This window comes from Microcystis sp. LEGE 08355, from assembly GCF_015207185.1.
GTDB classification, from domain to species: domain Bacteria; phylum Cyanobacteriota; class Cyanobacteriia; order Cyanobacteriales; family Microcystaceae; genus Microcystis; species Microcystis panniformis.
Window position 1 is genome coordinate 1 of record NZ_JADEXI010000016.1, and the last position, 21,788, is coordinate 21,788.

Annotated in this window: 19 protein-coding genes; 13 read left to right on the plus strand and 6 right to left on the minus strand. The window is 42.8% G+C overall.

Annotation, left to right across the window (positions count from 1 at the left end; all coding sequences use genetic code 11):
• Window positions 1–253: 253 nt before the first annotated feature.
• The 5 genes from dnaK (at window position 254) to IQ242_RS01550 (ending at window position 9,059) form a co-directional block, all read left to right on the plus strand.
• Entirely contained in the window at window positions 254–2,416 is a 2,163-nt protein-coding gene (gene dnaK / locus IQ242_RS01530; protein ID WP_193958789.1) for a molecular chaperone DnaK, read from the plus strand.
• Window positions 2,417–2,589: 173 nt separating this feature from the next.
• On the plus strand, window positions 2,590–3,465 hold the full coding sequence (locus tag IQ242_RS01535) for a J domain-containing protein (RefSeq protein ID WP_193958790.1): 876 nt from the start codon (window positions 2,590–2,592) through the stop codon (window positions 3,463–3,465).
• Window positions 3,466–3,569: 104 nt separating this feature from the next.
• Window positions 3,570–4,778: a quinone-dependent dihydroorotate dehydrogenase gene (locus tag IQ242_RS01540; RefSeq protein WP_193958791.1), complete on the plus strand. Its 1,209-nt coding sequence runs from the start codon at window positions 3,570–3,572 to the stop codon at window positions 4,776–4,778.
• A 235-nt stretch (window positions 4,779–5,013) separates the two neighbouring features.
• Entirely contained in the window at window positions 5,014–6,699 is a 1,686-nt protein-coding gene (locus IQ242_RS01545) for an alkaline phosphatase PhoX (protein ID WP_193958792.1), read from the plus strand.
• A 770-nt stretch (window positions 6,700–7,469) separates the two neighbouring features.
• Window positions 7,470–9,059, plus strand: coding sequence for a DUF3352 domain-containing protein (locus IQ242_RS01550; protein WP_193958793.1), 1,590 nt, complete (start codon window positions 7,470–7,472; stop codon window positions 9,057–9,059).
• Here IQ242_RS01550 and IQ242_RS01555 read toward each other — a convergent pair.
• Together IQ242_RS01555 and IQ242_RS01560 are read right to left on the minus strand one after the other, a co-directional pair.
• Window positions 9,033–10,280: a folylpolyglutamate synthase/dihydrofolate synthase family protein gene (locus IQ242_RS01555; protein ID WP_193958794.1), complete on the minus strand. Its 1,248-nt coding sequence runs from the start codon at window positions 10,278–10,280 to the stop codon at window positions 9,033–9,035. The genes IQ242_RS01550 and IQ242_RS01555 overlap by 27 nt on opposite strands.
• Window positions 10,281–10,363: 83 nt before the next feature.
• Window positions 10,364–11,089, minus strand: a complete 726-nt coding sequence (locus IQ242_RS01560; RefSeq protein WP_002759138.1) for a 2-phosphosulfolactate phosphatase family protein — start codon at window positions 11,087–11,089, stop codon at window positions 10,364–10,366.
• Window positions 11,090–11,556: 467 nt separating this feature from the next.
• Between IQ242_RS01560 and IQ242_RS01565 the strand changes: the two genes are divergently transcribed.
• From IQ242_RS01565 to IQ242_RS26625, 3 genes are all read left to right on the plus strand, one after another.
• Entirely contained in the window at window positions 11,557–11,973 is a 417-nt protein-coding gene (locus IQ242_RS01565) for a XisH family protein (RefSeq protein WP_193958795.1), read from the plus strand.
• Window positions 11,961–12,296, plus strand: a complete 336-nt coding sequence (locus tag IQ242_RS01570; RefSeq protein WP_002798710.1) for a XisI protein — start codon at window positions 11,961–11,963, stop codon at window positions 12,294–12,296. Before IQ242_RS01565 ends, IQ242_RS01570 begins: the two co-directional genes overlap by 13 nt.
• Before the next feature lie 209 nt (window positions 12,297–12,505).
• A complete protein-coding gene (locus tag IQ242_RS26625; protein ID WP_255520587.1) occupies window positions 12,506–12,631 on the plus strand; it encodes a hypothetical protein in 126 nt (41 codons plus the stop codon).
• A gap of 145 nt (window positions 12,632–12,776) precedes the next feature.
• Here IQ242_RS26625 and IQ242_RS01575 read toward each other — a convergent pair whose 3' ends face one another.
• The gene (locus tag IQ242_RS01575; RefSeq protein WP_193958796.1) at window positions 12,777–14,114 is read right to left on the minus strand and encodes a pentapeptide repeat-containing protein; all 1,338 of its coding nucleotides are present in this window, start codon (window positions 14,112–14,114) and stop codon (window positions 12,777–12,779) included.
• Window positions 14,115–14,277: 163 nt separating this feature from the next.
• Between IQ242_RS01575 and IQ242_RS01580 the strand changes: the two genes are divergently transcribed.
• From IQ242_RS01580 to recA, 3 genes are all read left to right on the plus strand, one after another.
• Window positions 14,278–14,451, plus strand: a complete 174-nt coding sequence (locus IQ242_RS01580; RefSeq protein ID WP_172969281.1) for a hypothetical protein — start codon at window positions 14,278–14,280, stop codon at window positions 14,449–14,451.
• Between the two features lie 396 nt (window positions 14,452–14,847).
• The gene (locus IQ242_RS01585; protein WP_193958797.1) at window positions 14,848–15,801 is read left to right on the plus strand and encodes an aldo/keto reductase; all 954 of its coding nucleotides are present in this window, start codon (window positions 14,848–14,850) and stop codon (window positions 15,799–15,801) included.
• 127 nt (window positions 15,802–15,928) lie between these two features.
• Window positions 15,929–16,996: a recombinase RecA gene (gene recA / locus IQ242_RS01590; RefSeq protein ID WP_193958798.1), complete on the plus strand. Its 1,068-nt coding sequence runs from the start codon at window positions 15,929–15,931 to the stop codon at window positions 16,994–16,996.
• Between the two features lie 23 nt (window positions 16,997–17,019).
• On the opposite strand, the gene IQ242_RS01595 is transcribed toward recA, so the two are convergent.
• From IQ242_RS01595 to IQ242_RS01605, 3 genes are all read right to left on the minus strand, one after another.
• Window positions 17,020–17,616 carry a hypothetical protein gene (locus IQ242_RS01595; RefSeq protein WP_193958799.1) on the minus strand — a complete coding sequence of 199 codons (597 nt, stop codon included), beginning with the start codon at window positions 17,614–17,616 and terminating at the stop codon, window positions 17,020–17,022.
• Between the two features lie 44 nt (window positions 17,617–17,660).
• Window positions 17,661–18,530 carry a bile acid:sodium symporter family protein gene (locus tag IQ242_RS01600; protein WP_193958800.1) on the minus strand — a complete coding sequence of 290 codons (870 nt, stop codon included), beginning with the start codon at window positions 18,528–18,530 and terminating at the stop codon, window positions 17,661–17,663.
• A 292-nt stretch (window positions 18,531–18,822) separates the two neighbouring features.
• The gene (locus IQ242_RS01605) at window positions 18,823–19,002 is read right to left on the minus strand and encodes a hypothetical protein (RefSeq protein WP_002759146.1); all 180 of its coding nucleotides are present in this window, start codon (window positions 19,000–19,002) and stop codon (window positions 18,823–18,825) included.
• Between the two features lie 933 nt (window positions 19,003–19,935).
• Here IQ242_RS01605 and IQ242_RS01610 point away from each other — a divergent pair.
• Entirely contained in the window at window positions 19,936–20,409 is a 474-nt protein-coding gene (locus IQ242_RS01610; RefSeq protein ID WP_002795611.1) for a CRR6 family NdhI maturation factor, read from the plus strand.
• 94 nt (window positions 20,410–20,503) lie between these two features.
• Window positions 20,504–21,712: a 4-hydroxy-3-methylbut-2-enyl diphosphate reductase gene (locus IQ242_RS01615; RefSeq protein ID WP_193958801.1), complete on the plus strand. Its 1,209-nt coding sequence runs from the start codon at window positions 20,504–20,506 to the stop codon at window positions 21,710–21,712.
• Window positions 21,713–21,788: the final 76 nt, after the last annotated feature.

Here is a 21,788-nt window from a genome sequence, read left to right on the forward strand (position 1 = left end):
CCACACCCCACACCCCACACTCTGCCCCCAGGAAAAACTTTTTGCCGCAGACCCTATTTAAAACCCCCCAAGCTCGATCGCCAGAGTCACTAAAAGACCACTTCGGTAATCCCACCCTCAATTGCCCCGAAGCGAGAGCGAGAAACTAAGACAATTCGATACAATATTGTCAACAAGCATTAAGCGATTTAAACTATCGATCGAAGGTAAAAGTCCCGAAGTTATCGAAATCTAGGGGGAGACAAAAACAAGCATGGGTAGAGTAGTAGGCATTGATCTAGGGACAACTAACTCCGTCGTCGCCGTGATGGAAGGCGGAAAGCCAGTGGTCATCGCCAACTCGGAGGGCATGAGAACCACCCCTTCTGTGGTCGGTTTTAATAAAGATGGGGAGTTAGTGGTCGGTCAAATGGCCCGGCGACAAGGGGTACTCAATCCCCAAAACACCTACTATGGAGTCAAACGCTACATAGGTCGTCGCTACTCGGAATTAAACCCCGAATCGAAGCGCGTCCCCTACACCATCCGCCGGGATGAGATGGGCAGTATCAAAATTAAATGCCCCCGTCTGCAAAAAGAATTCGCCCCCGAAGAAATTTCCGCCCTAGTTTTACGCCGATTAGCCGAAGAAGCCAGCCGTTATCTAGGGGAAGAAGTGACCGGGGCCGTCATCACTGTCCCCGCCTATTTTAATGACTCCCAACGTCAAGCAACCCGGGATGCGGGCCGAATTGCCGGGTTAGAAGTGCTGCGGATTCTCAACGAACCCACCGCCGCTGCCCTAGCCTACGGTCTTGATGAACAGGAAAGCAAGAAAATCCTCGTTTTTGACCTGGGAGGCGGTACTTTTGATGTTTCTATCCTGGAAGTGGGTGACGGCGTTTTTGAGGTGAAAGCCACCAGTGGCGACACCCAATTAGGCGGTAATGATTTCGATAAAAGAATCGTCGATTGGTTAGCCAATCAATTTTTGGAACAGGAAGGCGTGGAGCTGCGCCAAGACCGGCAAGCCTTACAAAGACTCACAGAAGCGGCAGAAAAAGCCAAAATTGAACTGTCTGGGGTCAGCGTCACCGATATTAATCTACCCTTTATCATCGCCACGGAAGACGGCCCCAAACACATCGAAACTCGCCTGAGTCGGGCCAAATTTGAGGAGTTATGCGGCGATTTAATCAGTCGTCTCCGTCGTCCTCTCAAACGGGCCCTTTCTGATGCCGGTTTGTCCCCCGTCCAACTAGACGAAGTGGTACTGGTGGGCGGCGGCACGCGGATGCCGGTGGTGAAGGATTTAGTGCGGAGTTTTATCGATAGGGAACCCAATCAAAATGTTAACCCTGATGAGGTTGTAGCGGTCGGGGCGGCTATTCAAGCGGGAATTTTGGGCGGCGAGGTCAAAGACGTGCTGCTCCTCGATGTGACCCCTTTATCGTTGGGTTTAGAAACCATCGGCGGTGTGATGAAAAAGTTAATCCCCCGCAATACCACTATTCCCGTCCGCAGATCTGACCTTTTTTCTACTTCCGAAAATAATCAAACTGTGGTGGAAATCCACGTTTTGCAGGGGGAAAGGGAAATGGCCAGCGATAATAAATCCCTGGGACGTTTTAAATTAACCGGTATCCCCCCCGCACCCCGGGGTATTCCCCAAGTGCAGGTGTCCCTCGATATCGATGCTAACGGTATTCTACAAGTCACCGCTAGGGATAAAATGACCGGACGGGAGCAAAGTGTCACCATTCAAGGCGCTTCTACCCTCAGCGAAGGGGAAATTAACCGTATGATCGGCGATGCTGCCCGATTTGCCGAAGCAGATCGTACCCGTCGCGAAAAGGTCGATAAACGCAATCGCGCTCGCTCTCTGGTGGATCAAGCTCAACGACGCTTAAAAGATGTTACTCTCGATTTTGGTAATGAGTTTACCCGTTCCTATCGTCGTCAAATTGAGTCTTTGAGTACGGAAATTATCGACGCTTTGGAGAAAAATGATGACCGTCGCATCGATCGCGCCCAGGCAGACCTACAGGATGTTATCTATGAATTAAATCGCGAGGTACGGCTACAATACGACGAGGAAGACGAGGGCTTTTTTAGCGCTATTCGCAAGACTTTTACCGGGGATAAGGAAGATGATCTTCCCTCCGAACCGCGTCGCGATCGTTATCGTCAGGATTATCGTCCTAGTACACCGGGTTATCAAAGTGATTATCGACCCAATTATTCGGCTAATCAAGATAGTTATCGCCCCCGCAATCAGGACAATTACGACAATGGCCGCGATAGCGATTGGCAAAGTCCCCCCCTTTCGGAGGAAAAAAGTTATAACAATAGTAAAAGTAACCGCAGCAGCGGCAATCGTTCCCGCAATATTCCCCCCCAAAATAACTGGGATGATGAGGATGATGATTGGTTTTAATCAGTGATCAGTAAACAGTGATCAGTAAACAGTAAACAGTAAAAAGACAGTGGGAAACTACTATTTAATACTGCTCGCTTAATACATACTGCTCACTTAGAACTCAAATCTGATAACCGATAACTGATAACCGATAACTGATAACTGATAACTGATAACTGATAACTGAATATATGCCACAATTAGTTAATTATTATGATGTTTTAGGAGTATCTCGCACGGCTACCAGTGACGAGATAAAAAAAGCTTTTCGACGACTGGCGCGCCAATATCATCCCGATGTTAATCCGGGGGATAAATCGGCCGAAGAAAAGTTTAAAGATATTAATGAAGCTTATGATGTTCTCTCCGATGAAGAAAAACGGGTTGAGTATAATCGTTCCTTGACGGGGATTAAGCGCCGCGGGATACGTCCGGGGGAAAAAGCCAATAGTAACGGTAATGGAAAAATCCCCCGTACAGAACAGGATTTATGGAAGTTTAGAGATTTTAATAACCTTAATACTAAGCGCGCTAAAATTGCCTCCTCTCCCCGTTTAACTCGTCGAGATGTGGAGGCAAAATTAACTTTACCTTTAGAGAAAGCCTATCAAGGTGGCAGACAAAGAATTCGTCTGGAAGATGGTAGATCAATAGAGGTAGATATGCCGGCAGCCATGATCGATGGGCAGAAAATTCGTCTCAAAGGTCAGGGTATTGAAGGGGGTGATTTATATTTAAAAATAACTATCGCTAGGCATCATTTTTTTAGGATTCAAGGTTCTGATATTGTCTGTCAAGTACCGATTACTCCCAGCGAGGCAATTGTGGGCGGTTTTGTGGAAATTCCCACCATTGACGGGTTAGTTAAAATGATGATTCCCAAAGGAGTTAAAAGCGGTCAAAGATTACGTTTAGCTAATAAAGGTTATCCCACTTCCCAAGGAGAAAGGGGCGATCAATTAGTGGAAATTATCTTAGTTAATCCTCCCAATCCTAGCCCTGAAGAATTAGAACTTTATCAAAAAATACGGGCGATTGAAACTTTTAACCCTCGTCAAGGTTTATAAAGATTATGCTAGGTGGGTTACGGCAAATTTGAAATTTTTTGTCAAAAACATAACTTGTTCTTGCCTAACCCACCCTACACCTAACCCCTAATTCCTGTCTTCTTATGATAAATATAATTGATACAATTAAACCTTTTTATCCTCTAGCTTTTAAGGCTATTCGGGGCAATTTAGAGGGAACACAAAAACAATTATTAAATACTCTGCAAAAAATCGATCGCTCGCGAGGGGGATTTTGGGGACAATGGTTAATCTCCCAATTATCAGAATCCCTCAGTTTTAGCGATTCTCGCCTATCGCAAAGCCTCTGGGGGTTAAATTTCCCCAATCCCGTCGGATTAGCGGCAGGATTCGATAAAGACGGTTTAGGGGCAGGACTTTGGCCTAGTTTCGGCTTTGGTTTTGCCGAGGTGGGTGCTGTCACCCTAGAAGGGCAACCGGGCAACCCAAAACCGAGATTATTTCGTTTACCGGAAGATTTGGCGGGATTAAACCGTATGGGGGCAAATAACCTCGGTGCGCCAGTTCTAGCGGCAACTCTCCAGCAATCTTGGCAAAGACAACCCCGACAGATTCCCATCGGCATTAACCTCTGTAAATCGAAAAATACGCCCCTAGAAAAGGCCCCAGAGGACTATTTAGGCAGTTTTCGCTATTTATTCCCCCATGCTGATTATTTTGTCGTTAATGTTAGTTCTCCCAATACTCCCGGTTTGCGTTCCCTGCAAAGTGGGGAACAACTCGATAAAATTCTCGACATTTTACAAAGAGAAAATCAAGGCAGAAAACCCCTATTAGTGAAAATTTCTCCCGATTTAGAATGGGAAGATATCATAACAATTATTGACTTAGCTTTCTCCTATCAATTAGCTGGAATTGTCGCTACTAATACCACCACTAAACGCACGGGATTAAAAACTACAATTCTGCCTGAAACTGGTAAACCAATCACTGAAGAAGCAGGGGGAATTAGTGGGCAACCTTTGCGGGAACGTTCCACAGAAGTGATCCGTTTTATCTATCGGCAAACCCAAGGCAATTTACCGATAATTGGAGTGGGAGGCATTTTTTCCCTCGATGATGCTTGGGAAAAAATTACGGCCGGTGCGAGTTTATTACAGATTTATACCGGTTGGTTATACCGAGGACCCTGGCTAGTATCAAATATTTTACAAGGATTAACAGAAAAATTAGAGGCCAATGGGTTGACTAATATTAATCAGGGGGTGGGAATTAATAATGAACTTCTGCCAAAAATCAAAAATATTCCCTTAGGGAAAGAGTCACGGGACAGTATTAAAGAGTCAGAATAAGCAAAAGAAAGAAATTGTTTATTAGGCTCGATGATTAAATGACAATTGTTAATAGAACGAATCTAGGTCGTGAGCATCCAGCTTTTTTACAATTGTTTACACAAACATTAATAATTATGACAAAGCATCAGTTCTTAAAGAGTTTTTATTCTCGGGTTATCAATCCCTTAATAAAAGCCTTCTAATCTCAAGAGAGAACGTTTTGTTTCCTTGAGATTAGAGGACTAAAAAATTAATGATTGCTTCACATTCTAACCCCAAAAATGTTTTGGCGGCAACTCTGCTAACAGTGGGAATTTCCCTAATAAACGTACCGACGGTTTTAGCGCAAGCTCATATTAATACAGGCGGACCGCAGGTGACAGGATTGAATGGTTATGAATATACGCCCCTATTTACAGTGGGTGAAACCATTAACAATTACACTCCCATCGGTATTCTTGATGGAATTGGCGTTATCAATCTAGGAAATGGGACGATTCGTGCCTTGGTCAACCACGAAGTTAGAAATAACCAAGGAGCCTCTTATACCCTGAATCCGGGTACTGCTAACCAGCTTTCCGTGAGAGGAGCAAGAATCAGTTACTTTGACATCGACACCAGTAGTCGTCAAATTATCGGTTCTGGATTAGCCTTCGATAAAATCTACGATCGCTCTTACAATCTAATCACCAGTACCAGTCAATTTGAACTCGCTCCCACCATTGGAGGTTTAGATCGTTTTTGTTCTGGTGCCGCTTTCGGTCGTTATTCCTTCGGTCAAGGGATCGGTTTTGAAGATAATATCTACTTTGCTGGAGAAGAAACCAGCAATGGGACTCAATGGGTTCTCGATCCTACCAATTTCGGTCTCTGGGCTGCCCCAGAAATGGGTCGCGGTGGTTGGGAAAATTGGACAGAAATTGATACAGGTAGAAGTGATCGCATTGCGATGATCGGGGGTGATGATACCGAGTCCGCACCTCTCTATCTCTACATTGGGGAGAAAAACGGGGTCGGAGATGGTAGTTTTCTCGATCGCAATGGTCTCAAACAGGGCAAACTGTATGTTTGGGTAGGTGATGAAGGTGTCGATCCCCGGGACTTTGCTGGTACTGGCAACACCAGCGCCGGACGTTGGGTAGAAGTGGTGAACGAGGGAAGTGGGGTTGGTTTTCTTAATGGTTTTGCCACCGATAGCAATCTTCGGGCCCAAGCGGACGCTTTAGGAGCTTTTTCCTTCTCCCGTCCGGAAGATGTCTCGACTAATCCCAGTGATGGTTCCCAAATTGTTCTTGCTTCCACCGGACGCAGTTCTTTATTCAATGGGGCCGATAGCTGGGGAACCGTTTATATCTTCGATAATAATCTAGTTTTCGATCAAAACGGCAATCTCGACACCGCTGCTTCTAGCGTCAGCGCTCGCATTCTCTACGATGGTAATGATGCGGGTGGCGGTCAATTTAGCGGTCCCGATTTTGGGGTGAGAAGTCCCGATAACCTCGATTGGTCTGATGACGGTACTATCTATATCCAAGAAGACCGTTCTTTCTCTGATTTCGGTCAAACCTCTGGAGAAGAAGCCTCGATTTGGCGACTTGATGCCACCACTGGACGAGCGACACGAGTAGGTCAGGTCGATCGTAGCTCTAGTTTACCAGGTGGTCAAACCGACAGCAGCCCCAATGATTTAGGTAACTGGGAAACTTCGGGGATTTTGGATATTACTGAATTCTTTCCGGGCGCTCGACCAGGAGAAAAAATTCTAATTCTCGACGTGCAGGCCCACAGTGTGCGAAATGGCAGCATCGGCGGTCCCAATAATCTTGTCGAAGGTGGTCAATTAGGTTTATTAACTGTCCAAACCCCGGAACCGACTCTCCTTTTTGGTTTAGGTTTCTTTGGTTTATCTGCCTTGGCATTAAAACGTAAACAACGCTAAAACGATAATTTCTTGTATTGTAGGGGGTTGAAAAAATTCAGCCCCTATTTTTTGTCATTTTTGGCTCTCTTGGATATTGGGTGAAAAAGGTCTAATACTAAATCCGTTGAGTAACGCACAGAAAAGGGGTTTCTCGGAGAAACCCCTTTTCTACTCATGCAAAAGGCAAAAAGGGGAATGAATAATCAGTTTTTAATAACCAGATTTAGTATAATATAGGTTCATAATAACCTTATTTTTTAAAAGGCTGTACTTTTCAACAAAATTATTATGATTCTGATAGCTTTTTAAGCATCAAAGTTAACAGCAGTAGGTTTAATATTTTTAAAATAAATATATTTAAAATAAATACAACAATTCAAAAACAATACTTTTTGATCTAAACTATTTTATAATAACAGGGATTTTTCTTGTCTGTATTTCTGCATACTTAGTAATCAGAAAATTTTCGAGAATCAAGGAATTTTGTCTATTTCATGTCCAGTTTAATGATAAAATTAGCCTTTTATGGTATTCATATCAACAATATTTGATCATTCTAAGCTGTACTGCATTTAAACTGCGTATTAGATATTTTAGTACAAAAGCTCCAACTACTTCCCCCCGCTCCCGTGCAGTCTTAACGAGTAATTTAGATAGTCAACAGCTTAGTACCTCCAGAAGCTATAATAATAGTTAAAGCTTACTAAAGATTAACCAATTCTCTAGATACTACAACCAGAGACAAATCGATCGCCAAGTATGGAACTTTTTAACCAAACCACAATTCTATGTCAAAAAAATCATTTTTACCCGGTTGTTTAGTCGTCTTAGGACTAACAGCAGTAACCGCAGGAGGTGTCTATCTTTATCTACGAGGACAACTACCTTGGCAAAGATTCACCCCCTTAGAATCGGCAAAAGTTATCCCAGAAACTGCCTTTGCTAGTAGTTTTGTCTCCACGGATGCAAAAGCTTGGTCAGTGTTAGCTAAATATGGTACACCAGAATCGCGAACTGCGGTTAGTCAAGGACTAGAAGAGTTACAAAAAAATATCTTCACCGATAAGATTGATTATCGAAGGGATGTTGAACCTTGGATCGGTAGTATTAGCTTTGCTTTCCTTCCCGCAGCTACCCCCGGACAATCGGAATTATTAACGGTTATCGGCATCAAAGATAAAATTAAAGCGTCAGAATTCCAGAAACAACTAGGACAAAAAGTTAATCGCAAAACTAGCACCAGTGACTACAAAGGTATTACAATTACTGCTATAGATTGGCAGGATAATACCACCATTTATACTGCCGTTACTGGCGATTTTTTGTTGATATCCTACGATAAAAAGGTGTTAGAAGCGGCGATCAATACCTATCAAGGACAGCCATCTTTTAGCAGTAAACCGGAAGTGAGAAAACTGCTTTCCCAATCCCTCAACCTACCCAATACCCTAGCAACAATTTATATCGATGATTATGCCAAAATCTTGGGAGCAGATGCTAATTTATCTCCCCAAAGTCGGCAAGAATTAGCAAAAATTCAGGATATTGTCGCAGGAGTGGGTGTCACCGATACGGGATTACAGTTACAAATGGTGGCTAAACTTGCTCCTGAAACTATTTCTAACCTACCTTCCCCTAGCAGAAATCAAGTTTTAAATTATTTACCCGGAGATACCATCGCACTCTGGAGCGGTAATAATCTTAAACAGGGATGGGAAGAAGCAGAAAAACAGTCCCAAACTAACCCAGAATTACAAGCTTTTCTACGTCAGATCCGTGAGAATTTTCAGATGGCAACCCTTGACGCGGATAAAGAAGTTTTTAACTGGATGGATCGAGAATTTGCTTTCGGAATTATCCCCAACCAGCAAGCGGTGGGAGGGTTAGGTTTTGGGGGAATGATGATCTGGCAAACTGGCGATCAGAAAGCGGCAAAAACTACCCTCGATAGGTTAAATAAATTGGTGAAAACTGTTCCCTTTATCACCATAGAAAACAGTAAAATTTCTGGTCAAGATGTAACCCAATGGAAAGCGGAAGAACAAGCGATTTTAACCTATGCTTGGCCTAATAATGATACCCTAAAAATGACCGTCGGAATTCCCTATCAACCCCAATCGAATCAACCGATTAGCAAAAGTGAGATTTTCCAAGCATCGATCGCCAATTTGCCTAAAAATAATCTCGGTTATTTCTTCATCGATGTGGAGCAAATTATCGCTAAAGCAGGGGGAATTAATAATCTTCCGGCCACGGAATTAACCCCAGAAGCAAAGGCCTTTTTAGAATCGGTACGCGGGATCGGAATTACTGCCACTATGCCTGATAAAACCACCAGTAAAATTGATGTTTTATTTTCCCTGAAACAAACTCCCTAAAAAGTAACCGACTAAATAAAGCGAGCCACAGAGAATTATCTGACTATCGGCAGATTCTTGGATGGCTTTTTTTAGTCCTAAAAATACATCGGAACAAGTCTCTAGGTGAGATAATTCTGGACAAATTGAAGCCGCTAATTCCGCTAAGGTTTCAGGATTGGCACTGCTATGATCGGGGACGGGAACTAAATATAAACTATCGCCTTTTCTTAATAAAGCTTGGAATATTTCTCGATGATCTTTAGTCGATAAAATTCCCATCAACCAGATAATTTTTGGAGCCTTTAAACTATCTACATACTGCCTTAAACCAATAGCAGCAGCAGGATTATGAGCGCCATCTATTAAAATTTCTCGCTGACACCAATTAACGGTTTGTAAACGTCCTAACCAGCGAGTTTTTGCCATTCCTTCTTGCACGACTTCATCGCTAATTTGCCAACCTTGCCGACGTAAAATATTAACAACAGCGATCGCTATAGCGGAATTAGTTAATTGAAAATCTCCCGCTAAGGATAAAGGATATTCCAACCCTTGATATTTGGCCCGATTATCGGCAATTTTTTCGGCAGCTTCTACCCATACCGTCGGACAATTTAACAGCTTGATTCTCTCCCTAACTACCCCCTGCGCTGATTCCGGTAATTGTCCGATAACTGCGGGACAATTCGCTTTTAATATCCCCGCTTTTTCGCCAGCAATATCGGCAACCGTCGGCCCTAAATTTTGCCAATGTTCCCGACTAATAGAAGTGATGACAGTAACCAAAGGTTGAGCGCAAACATTAGTCGCATCCAATCTTCCTCCTAAACCCACTTCCATCACGGCAATATCCACCTTTTCCTGAGCAAAATACAGCCAAGCAGCGGCAGTAATTACCTCAAATTGGGTAGGACTTTCCTGCTGGGGATCGATAAGCGATTGTATATATTTAAGCAGGTTTTCTAAAGTCGCGGTTTCAATATTTTCGCCATTAATAGAGATTCTTTCTGTCCAATCAATTAAATGGGGAGAAATATAACGTCCGACTTTGTAACCGGCGGTACTGAGAATAGAAGATAGATAGGCACAAACTGAACCTTTGCCATTAGTTCCCGTGACATGAATAATCGGAATTTTATCTTGGGGATTGCCTAAAATCTCCAGCAGATTTTTTATTCTTTCTAAACCGAGATTGACACCAAAACGCTGAAAAGGTTGCAGTAAAGAATCGATAGTCATGGTTAGCAAACTATAAATAAAGGAATCCGGCTAGGATCGATGCTCCTACCGGCACGGATGACCCTTTCTGTGGGTGATAATGTCTAAAGTTTGACTAAAATGCTCGGTTCTTTTTGGATCGGTAAAACATCAAGAGAGTCAATATTAGCGCAGTATTTTAAATCTTCTTGACAGTGGAGACGCAAGAGCCGCTGACCGTGACTACAACTGTGGAACATTCCTAAAAGATCATTTTGCCATTGACGATAAAGGGCGATCGAGGCGATAACCTCATCATTACCGATCGCCATTTGCCCCGATTGTTCTTGTAGCGCATCGGCGATCGCTCCAGCACAGGCCGTATCTTCCAAAGAATAACCCCCTTCCCAACCAGAGCCAACAATCCAGACGGTTTCGGGCTGCCTATCCAATAAGTAATTAACGGCAGCTTGCCGATTAATCATAGCGGCAGTAATCACGATCGGGGATTCTTCCACCCTTTGCAGAGCGCGGGTGCCGTTAGTGGTGCTGATAAACAGACGACGACCTTTCATTAAATCAGGGGTACAATCGAGGGGAGAATTGCCCAGATCGCAGCCTTCCACTTTCGCTCCGCCTCTTTCTCCTGCCCGGAGACGTTTTTCTGGTTGCCAGGTATCGCTCACCTGCATCAGGGTTTTCAGATCGCTGAAGGTTTGCACTGCTTCTGCACCGGCATTGAGGGCAGTGGCGATCGTGGTTGTCGCTCTTAAAACATCGATAACGACGGCGCAATCGGGTAGAGTATGGACGGGGGTAAGTTCGGGAGTATGATAAATGAAAACCTGCACGATTTATACCAAGTAAAAAGTAAAAGGGGAAATAAGCTCAACATACCGCCGCTCGGCGTTGCGCGGGCAGAAGAAAGACAAGGCCGATTTTATCACGATGGATGTCAGCTAGTTAAGCTGTTCTTAATTCAAATTGCTTGTTGAGATCAGGCAAGGGGGGGGCTAATCTAAGAATAAGCGGTTTAAATACGTCTTAGCTTAGGGACTTGCGCTTTGATAATGTACCTTTTGGGCGAACGCAGTTCGCCCCTACATTGTGGACAAAATCCGTTACTGTAGGGGCGCAAAGCTTGCGCCCTCCGATCGATTGGGATATTATTCTCACGCAAGTCCCTTATTACTTGAAATGCCCACGCGGATCACAAAATTGGCCAATTGTCAATAGGGTTTGAGATGCTCTCACCCTGTCGCTCGTCATGACTAAATGTTATAATTAACAATTATTATGCCTGCTAACTTCAAGATTCATGTCTGCTAAAGATTGTTTTCATGGTGCAGTGAGAAAAGGATTAGAAAAAGAGGGTTGGATCATTACGGATGACCCTTTAAGGATTGAAGTGGGTGATGTAGAAATGTATGTCGATTTAGGAGCAGAGCAACTGATAGCCGCAGAAAAAGATAATGAAAAGATAGCCGTTGAAATTAAAAGTTTTATCGGTAAATCCAGCATTTCAGAATTTCATACTGCCATTGGACAATTCTTTAATTATCGTGTTGCTTTAGAAGAAAAAGAACCTAAAAGACAGTTATATTTAGCTGTTCCCTTAGATATTTATTATAGTTTTTTTGAATTGCGATTTATTCAAACTGTCGTTAAACGATTTCAAATTTACCTGATTATTTATGATCCGATTGGGGAGGTAATTGTCGAATGGAAAAACTAGCACAATATCGTCACTATGTCAAGCAAGTCATTACTGAATATTCTCAGATAGGTTCATCTAAAGATCCGATTGAACAACAATTGATTTTTGATACTGTTGGCGATCACTATCAATTGATGTATGTTGGCTGGAAAAATAGACGAAGATATCATGGTTGTGTTTTGCATCTCGATATTAAAAAGGGTAAAATCTGGATACAACATGATGGCACTGAGGTGGGAATTGCCAATGAATTAGTTAATTTAGGTGTTCCTAAAGAAGATATTGTTTTAGCCTTTCATGAACCCCTAGTCAGAGAATATACAGGGTTTGCGGTGGGTTAATCTTAATTAGAGAAAAGCGCCAAACTCGCCTAACCTAATCATAGCTTAGGCGACAAACAGGATCAGCAAGAGATTTCGATTTTTTTATCTTGCTGATCTCTGTATTTCTTTGTTAACAAAACTTAACAATTATCGGCAAAATTTTGCTTGCTTTTGTCGGCAGATTTTGCGATAATATTTTTAAAAGATTTTATTCATAATGGGAATCTGTGCGTTTAAAAAAATTTTGCAAAGATTCCCATTATATAAAAAGCATAGCGCAAGTCGCCGGCAAAGTCAAGTCCTTTCCCATTAATTATGGGTTGGCTGAAAAAGTAGGAGCGATCGCCGGTTAAGATACAAGGTTTTTGAGCCACCAGCTTGAAAATCTTGCAGCTGCTTGGCCAAACAGGCCGCCAAACCCCTTACCTCGTCTATATTTCACATTTATTCAGCCAACCCCACCTAAATCTCTGCTGAAGGTGGAGATCAAAGGCTGTTTTAAACTAATACTTTACTGCGATCGTTAGAATTATCCCCAAAAATTGCCCCTCGTCGAATCAAATCCTGTTTTTGTTCGGGGGTGATCCCCGTTGCACCGGTAAAGATAGCGTTTTCGACTTCCGCCCCACTCAGGTTAGCCCCACTCAGGTTAGCTTCAATCAGGTTAGCCCCTCTCAGGTCAGCCTCTCTCAGGTCAGCCTCTCTCAGGATAGCCCCTCTCAGGTCAGCCTCTCTCAGGTCAGCCTCTCTCAGGATAGCCCAACCCAGGAAAGCCCCACTCAGGATAGCCTCTCTCAGGATAGCCCCACTCAAGATAGCCTCTCTCAGGATAGCCACACTTAGGTTAGCCCTTCTCAGGATAGCTCCACTCAGGTCAGCCGCACTCAGGTCAGCCTCAATAAGTATAGCCCTACTCAGGTTAGTCCTACTCAGGTCAGCCCCTCTCAGGAAAGCCCCTCTCAGGATAGCCCCTCTCAGGTTAGCCTCAATCAGGAAAGCCCTACTCAGGAAAGCCCCTCTCAGGATAGCCCCTCTCAGATCAGCCTCAATCAGGTCAGCCTCAATCAGGTCAGCCTCAATCAGGGCAGCCCCAATCAGGTCAGCCTCACTCAGGTCAGCCCCACTTAAATCAACTTGTTGTAGAGTTTTCTTATCGATTGTTCCCTCTCGAATTGCCTTAATTAATTCGGCTTTTTTAATAACTTTTGCATCTGTAGTGAACTCTGCTTTTTTGACGATAATTTCGGGTATATCGTCTGATTTAAGTTCATTGAGAAGGGCTTGCAATTCCCCCGATTGATGTAAATCTGCTAGGCGCTGGAGTCCATCTTCTGAACCTTCTAAAAATAGCCGAATACTGCCTTTAAGTTTCATAATAGGCTTGATCGTGTTGTCTTTGGCGATTTTTTGAATAAGGTTGTTAATCTTATCAATTTTCTCTGGTGTCAGGTCGTCTATCCCTACCTCAATAACTAATTCAAGAACTTTATTTGATTGCTGAGTTTGAGGTTTATTGTTATGATCAAATGTCTGAGAATTATCTCTATACCTTGCCAAAGCAGTAATCAGATTACTCTTTCCAATCTTTTCACCTGTTTGCTCTGACAAGATTTTAAATAAACTAGAAGCCGCATTCTTGATTGACTGTTCTTCTGTCCTAATTTCTTCCGCTAGATCACGATATGTTTTATCATCAAAAACACCTTTTAATATTTTTGTTTCCACGTCCGTTAATCCCTTGTTTGTATGCTCTTTTTTCAGATCATTAACCAGCATTTCTAATTCAGTCCATGAAAGGGGTTTAATTTCAGTCATTTTTAGTTCATTCATCATCATTTTTTAAGGGTAACAGGACTTAAGATTACTTTTCAGTACCCTGTCAGGTTACTTGAGAGTACCTAAAAAAAGTACCATTTTCATGACTTTTGAGTAACGACAAATAATCAGATTTTTTTTAATCTAAAGATAGTTCACCTCCTAAGTAAAAGGATCGATGATTATGTATAAATATTGGTTAAAGTACAGAGAAGACGTTGTTAGTCTTGCCAAAATTATCAGCACCATGTTTGCGATCGCATCATTTTTAGGCTTCTCTTTTCCAGAGAAATTTCAACCTACTCCCTGCCAACCGACGGCAATTGTTGAAACCACGGAAGTTAGCACTAACAATTAGTCAAAGCGCCAAATTCGCCTAACCTAATCATAAGGTTAAGCGACAATCAAGATCAGCAAGAGACTTCGATTTTTTGACCTTGCTGATCTCTGTATTTCTTTGTTAACAAAACTTAACAATTATCGGCAAAATTTTGCTTGCTTTTCTCGGCAGATTTTGGGATAATATTTTTAAAAGATTTTATTCATAATGGGAATCTGTGCGTCTAAAAAAATTTTGCACAGATTCCCATTATAAGAAAAGCATAGCGCAAGTCGCCGGCAAAGTCAAGTCCTTTCCCATTAATTATGGGTGGGAATTTCCCGGAATCAAAAAAGGGGGTTAGTGGGGAGTCAGACCAAATATAGGTTACACTTCATCTTTAAATGAGAAACGCTGTCATTCTTTGTAGGGAATATGACTAGACAAACCGCTAATCTCGGACAAACAGGAATTGCCGTCAGTGCTTTGGGAATCGGGACTTGGGCATGGGGAGATAAATTCTTCTGGAACTATGGCAAGGAATACGGAGCTAGTCAGGTAGAGGAAGCCTTTAAAGCGGCAGTAGAGGCAGGAATCACCTTTTTTGACACTGCCGAAGTCTATGGACTGGGGGAATCGGAACGACTCTTAGGAAAATTTACCCAACAGACTGATATTCCCATCGATATTGCCAGCAAATTTGCCCCCGTACCGTGGCGATTGGGGGCGAATGCGGTTCATAATGCCATTACCGAGAGCTTAAACCGTCTAAAAACCGATAAAATTACCCTTTACCAAGTGCATTGGCCCTTCACCTTCCTGATTAGCCAAGAAACCCTAATGAATGCCCTAGGGGAAGAAGTAAAACGCGGCCGGATTGGTTCCGTGGGTGTAAGTAATTATTCCGCCGAGCAAATGCGTCAAGCAAGCCAGATTTTGGCGAAAAAAGAGGTTCCCTTAGCGGTCAATCAGGTGCAGTATTCGCTTTTGTATCGCAAAATAGAAACTAAGGCAATTTTAGCCACGGCCAAGGAATTAGGTGTCACCATCCTCGCCTACAGCCCCCTTGCTCAAGGACTACTGACGGGTAAATATAGCCCAGAAAGCCAGAATTTGCCCGATGGAGCCAGAAAAGTTGACCCGCGGTTCAAAAAAGAAGGTTTGGAGAAAATAGCCCCAATTTTAAGGGTACTGCAAGAATTGGGCGAAAAATACCAAAAAACCCCCGCACAAGTTGCCCTCAATTGGTTAATCGCCCAAGGGGATGTAATTCCCATTCCGGGGGCAAAAACTGCGGCCCAAGCGATCGAAAATGCCGGGGCCCTAGGATGGAGTTTAGAAGCGCGAGAGGTGACGCAATTAGAACAGATGAGCCGGCCTTGGCTGTAAAAATCAAAACTTTTGATTTTTGATCACCATTCTGGAAAAAGTCTCTAACTTTTTGGTGATCAAGATTAAAACAGGCTACAATCTTTGCATACTGCTGTACTACTTAAGAAAACTGGGGAGAAAATTAATGGCGACAATGACAAATAATTCCGATCGAGATAAAGCCTTGGGTTTAGTCTTAACTCAAATCGAGCGCAACTTTGGCAAAGGTTCGATTATGCGTTTGGGAGACGCCACCCGGATGCGGGTGGAAACCGTGCCTAGTGGTGCTTTAACCCTAGATATGGCTTTGGGTGGCGGTTTACCGAAGGGCCGTATCGTCGAAATTTACGGGCCGGAAAGTTCTGGAAAAACCACCTTAGCCCTCCATGCGATCGCAGAAGTGCAGAAAGCCGGGGGAGTGGCGGCCTTTGTCGATGCGGAACACGCTTTAGATCCCACCTATTCGGAAGATTTAGGGGTAGATATCAATAATTTACTGGTGGCACAACCGGACACGGGGGAGGCAGCCTTAGAAATAGTTGACCAGTTAGTGCGTTCTTCGGCCGTGGATATCGTCGTCATCGACTCGGTGGCCGCTTTAGTGCCGCGGGCGGAAATTGAGGGGGAAATGGGGGATAATCAGGTGGGTTTGCAGGCCCGTTTGATGAGTAAAGCCCTGCGAAAAATTGCTGGTAATATTGGTAAATCCGGTTGTGTGGTGATTTTCCTCAACCAACTGCGGCAAAAAATCGGTGTCACCTACGGCAATCCTGAAGTGACCACCGGAGGAACGGCCTTAAAATTTTATGCCTCGGTGCGTTTAGATATCCGTCGCATTCAAACTTTGAAAAAAGGCACGGAAGGGGAATACGGAATTCGGGCTAAAGTTAAGGTGGCTAAAAATAAAGTCGCGCCTCCTTTCCGGATTGCTGAATTTGATATTATCTTCGGTAAAGGCATTTCCCAGGTGGGTTGTATGCTCGATATCGCCGAACAAACTAACGTAGTTACTCGTAAAGGGGCATGGTATAGCTATAATGGCGAAAATATTGCCCAGGGTCGCGATAATGCCGTTAAATATCTCGAAGAAAGGCCAGAAGTAGCGGCAGAAATTGAGAAGTTATTGCGGGATAAATTAGACATGGGTTCGGTTCCTTTACCCACGGAACCGGCCGATGAGGACGAGGAGGACGATCTGGAACCAGAAATCTAAAAGAAGACGGTTTTAAGTCTTGGTTATCCCCCTATTTTGGGGGATTTTTTAGCTTCAGAATCGATAGATTTAGCGGCTTCTAACCATGATTGTAAACCTTTTTTAGTCGGTGTTCCTTTAGTGGTAAAAGTCCATAGATCTCGTTTATGTTGGGGTCCGTAGCTGATATGAATTGGGCGATTAATTCCGTAAAAATAGAGAGAATCAAAGGGTAATTTTTTGTTTAAAATCCAATCTATCAGGCGATCGCTCGTTAAATCGATAATCCGAAAATCACAGGCTGCCCCCAATCGCTGACAATAATATTGACCTTTTTGATTAATTTCGTGGGCGCAATGTTGATCACGACTGGGATCGATTCTACCGTTTTTTAAGCCGGTGATTGGGTCTTTTTTTTGGAGAAATTTTCTCAGATCATTGGAACAAAATCCGTAGGTTAATTGGAATCTTTCTCGACCAAAATTATCAATAATTGGATCGATAATAAAGTGAGCGAGATTTTGCCAAGCGGTTATCGTTGCAGGATTTTTGGGGTAGGGGTCGATTTGTGCTGCGTACTTTTGATAAGTTTGGGAACAGGTACAGAATTCTTCTAGGGTTAAATATTTACCAATTAACATAATCAGTTATCAGTTTTTTAGCTATATCCTATCACCCGATTTAGCTATTTTGCCAAAGCGGCTTTTTGGCGACCATAATAAACAGCGATAAAAGCGCTGACATACATCCATAAACTATAGACAATTGCGGGAATGGTTAGATCGGGATTCTTTAATAAACCGGCAGTGATAGCAATAGCTAAAGTGCCGCTTTGAATACCCACTTCGATGGCAATACAAATTCTTTGGGAAATAGTTAATTGAAATAAAAGACCACTGAAAAAGCCAATTAGGGAAGCAATCGTATTTAAAATGATCACTGCGATGCCAGTTTGAGCGATAAATAAAGGTAAACGTTGCCATTCTCTCAGGATTAATAAGCAGATAATAACCGCTAGAAAAATCACGGCTAAACGATTAGTTATCGGTTCCATACTTTTGGCCAGTAAAGGGAAGTAATGGCGGATAGTCATACCGATAATCATCGGTAAAAGTATAATCAAAAATATCTGCGCCATAGTGGAACCAATGGGTAGGGAGATGGCGGCACTTTCCCCCATAAAATGCTGGAGAGTGAAACTAGCTAAAAAAGGTATTGTGAAAATGGTGATGATGCTGCTAAAAGCAGTTAAAGTAACAGAAAGGGCTACATCTCCCTTAGCTAAATAGGTTAAAACATTGGAGGAGGGACCGCCGGGGCAAATGGCGACAATCATTAAACCGACGGCAATTTCTGGCCGGAGAGGCAAAAGAGAAGCAATAATAAAACCGATGATCGGTAGAATAATAATTTGATTGACTAAACCGATCAGGACTGCCTTGGGATAACGGGTGATACGCTGAAAATCGGCGGGAATTAATCCTAATCCCATGCCTAACATTAAAACGCCTAGGGCAACGGGTAAGAGGATATTAGTAAAAAAGTCGGCTTGCATGGGATAAAAGCGGAGAAGACGAGCTTATTTTCCCATAAATTGACTAATTTATTCGTGTCCCTAGTTACCGATTTTGCTGACTAAAAAACCCCCGGTGTGCAGGGGAGATTAAATTGTAGGAGAAATTCAACCCTGGGGATTTTAGTCCAGTTTCCCTTCCCGCTCCGGGATGATATCCTAGTTATACTTCAGTTGCTTGGTGGCAACCATGGGATCACAGCTAGGGAACTGCTGATGCGACTGCCACTTTCGACACCACCAATGCCTAGGGAATGTTGCCGCAGGACTTCCATCAAAAATAACGAGGGCAAATTTTCCTTCTAAATCCCGCAGTCCTTGAATTCCTTTCTGTTGATAAATTGCTAGGGCGATCGAGGTGGTAGATTTTTGGTGAACGATAGGTGAGTTTTTGCGGTGCTTTCCCTTCTAGATCGAGGGACAGTTTTTTGTCATCTAAGTTGTGTGTAAACATAGCAACCCTCCAGATCTCTACAGTTCTATTGTACCTTTATCCCTGGTTCGAGTGCCGGGGACTGTAATAATGTGTATTGTTCGTCAGAGAAGACTCAACCGTTGTTTGTTTTAAAGGTAGTCGCAAGTGTAAGCGGATTAATTTTCCTTAGCTTGTTGACCGATTCCCTCAGCACGATTACCGGTTTACTCTTTGCCTCTTTGTGCGATCGAGTTCGAGGATTTCTCTAGGGTAAAGTAATTGATAAAGTAGCTAATTTCCCCGATATCACTCTCTTTGATAATCCCGATTGATTGAACTTAATTAAGTTAACGGAAAAAGGGTTAAATTCTCTAGAATAATTATCCTGAGAATTGGTCATTTTTGAGGAACAGACTGCCTACCTTGCTGCTAATCGAGAATAGGAAATCTATCAATAGTAATTAGTCATCGATTAGCTCTTTGTCAAGGGGAACTGATGAGCAAACGAGGACAATATCACCTTATGTTTACCCGTCAAGCTAATAGTTATCAATAACCTGAGTTCCCGATTTTGCCGAGTAAAAAACCCCCAGTGTTCAACCGAGGTTAAATTGTAGGAGAAATCCAATCATGAGGATTAAACCTCTTGCATAATTAATTTTTGATGGTTCAAAAACGGCAAAAATAAGGATTAAATTGCATAAAATTTGTAAATAGACCATTTAATTGATTATTATTCATTCTTAATTCTCCTGACTACTGACTACTGACTACTGACTCCTAACCCTAACAACAATTTTTGATTTTTACAAGAGGTCTATTTTAGTCCAGTTTCCCTCTCTCGCTCCGGAGTGAGAGAATAGTCATACTTAGTTTTTTTGTCCCGATCGAGAGTATTTTCTGAGATAGATCATTGCCGATCTGGGGATAAAAAACCGTAATTTCGCCCGATATAACCTTTTATTTGCCCCTATGACTGTCAAAATCGCTCTTAACCCCAATCAGATTCAAAATCTGGATCTATCATCTTTAGAGACTATTATTCAAGATTATCGGTCCCGATCAGCGATCGCCGAACTGGAACAAGCTCTACAATTAGAGATAGATTATCCTCGCGCGGAGGGTGATATGCGGGAATTATCGGAGATAGCGGAAGTTAGGCTGTGGTTTCTGCGTTTAGATGCGGTTTATCCCTGGTTAATTTTTATTCTTGACCCAAAACAGGGAGAAATCGCCCGTTATGCTGCTATGTTGGTCCCCCATCAATTCCATCGCGGGGAAGGAATTCAATATAATCCCGAAGCTTTAGAGATTTTTGTGATGCAAAAACTCTTTATTTTGTCTGATTGGCTGAAAAGTCAGCAAATTCCTGCTTTATCTCGCTTAAAATTTTTCGCTCAACAGTTTGGTTACGATATCGACGAGGAATTTCTCTCTAGTCTCTAAAAGCCTCCTGCGCTGACTAGATAAGGTATTTTTAATATATGGCAAGCTACTGTCTCGCCCAATTTAGCGCCACCAATACCCCTATCAGAGAATCATGGATACAAAATCCTTTAAACGTACCCTACAGCAATCGGATAACTATAACCGCAAGGGATTCGGTCATAAAGAGGAAGTAATGGATGCGATGACCAATGAGTATCAAAGCGACCTGATCCAAGAAATTCGTGAAAATAATTATCGTTTAGAACGGGGTGACGTGACGATCTATCTCGCTCAAGCTTTTGGTTTTTGTTGGGGGGTAGAACGCGCTGTCGCCATGGCCTACGAAACTCGTCAACATTTTCCCCTGGAACGTATCTGGATTACTAACGAAATTATTCACAATCCCTCGGTTAATCAGCGTCTGCGCTCCATGGCCGTGGGTTTTATTCCGGTCGAAAATGGCCAAAAAGACTTTACTGTGGTGGAATCGGGGGATGTGGTGATTTTACCTGCTTTTGGGGCCAGTGTCTCGGAAATGCAAATACTTAACGATAAGGGTTGCATGATTGTGGATACTACTTGTCCCTGGGTTTCTAAGGTGTGGAATTCCGTGGAAAAGCACAAAAAAAGCGACCACACTTCGATTATTCACGGCAAATATAATCACGAAGAAACGATCGCCACTAGCTCTTTTGCTGGCACTTATCTAATCGTTTTAAATTTGGATCAAGCTAATTATGTCGCTAATTATATTCTCCACGGTGGCGATAAAAATGAGTTCTTAGAGAAGTTTAAAAATGCTCATTCCCAGGGTTTCGATCCCGATCGCAATCTAGATTATATCGGTATTGCCAATCAAACCACGATGCTGAAAAGTGAAACGGAGGAAATTGGCAAACTCTTCGAGCATACTATGTTGAGAAAGTACGGACCGATCGATTTTAAAGATCATTTCATGAGTTTTAATACCATCTGTGATGCCACTCAAGAGCGTCAAGATGCCATGTTTGAACTGGTGAAAGAACCGCTTTCTTTAATGGTGGTAATTGGCGGTTATAATTCCTCTAATACCACTCACCTACAGGAAATAGCGATCGAGCGTGCCATTCCCTCCTATCATATCGATAGTGCCGAGCGCATTCTCCCCGGTAATCGCATCGAACATAAACCTTTAGGGGACGATTTAATCATCACTGATAACTGGTTAAATGAGGGAAAAATTGTCGTCGGAGTGACTTCTGGCGCTTCCACTCCTGATAAGGTGGTAGAAGAGGTAATCGAGAAAATTTTTGCGCTCAAATCTTCTTTAGTCCCCGGTTAATTAGCCTAGGTGTGTTAGCCTTTAGCAATGGCTGCATCTCATAGCAAAAATAGGAGATGCAGCTGATATTTTTCTC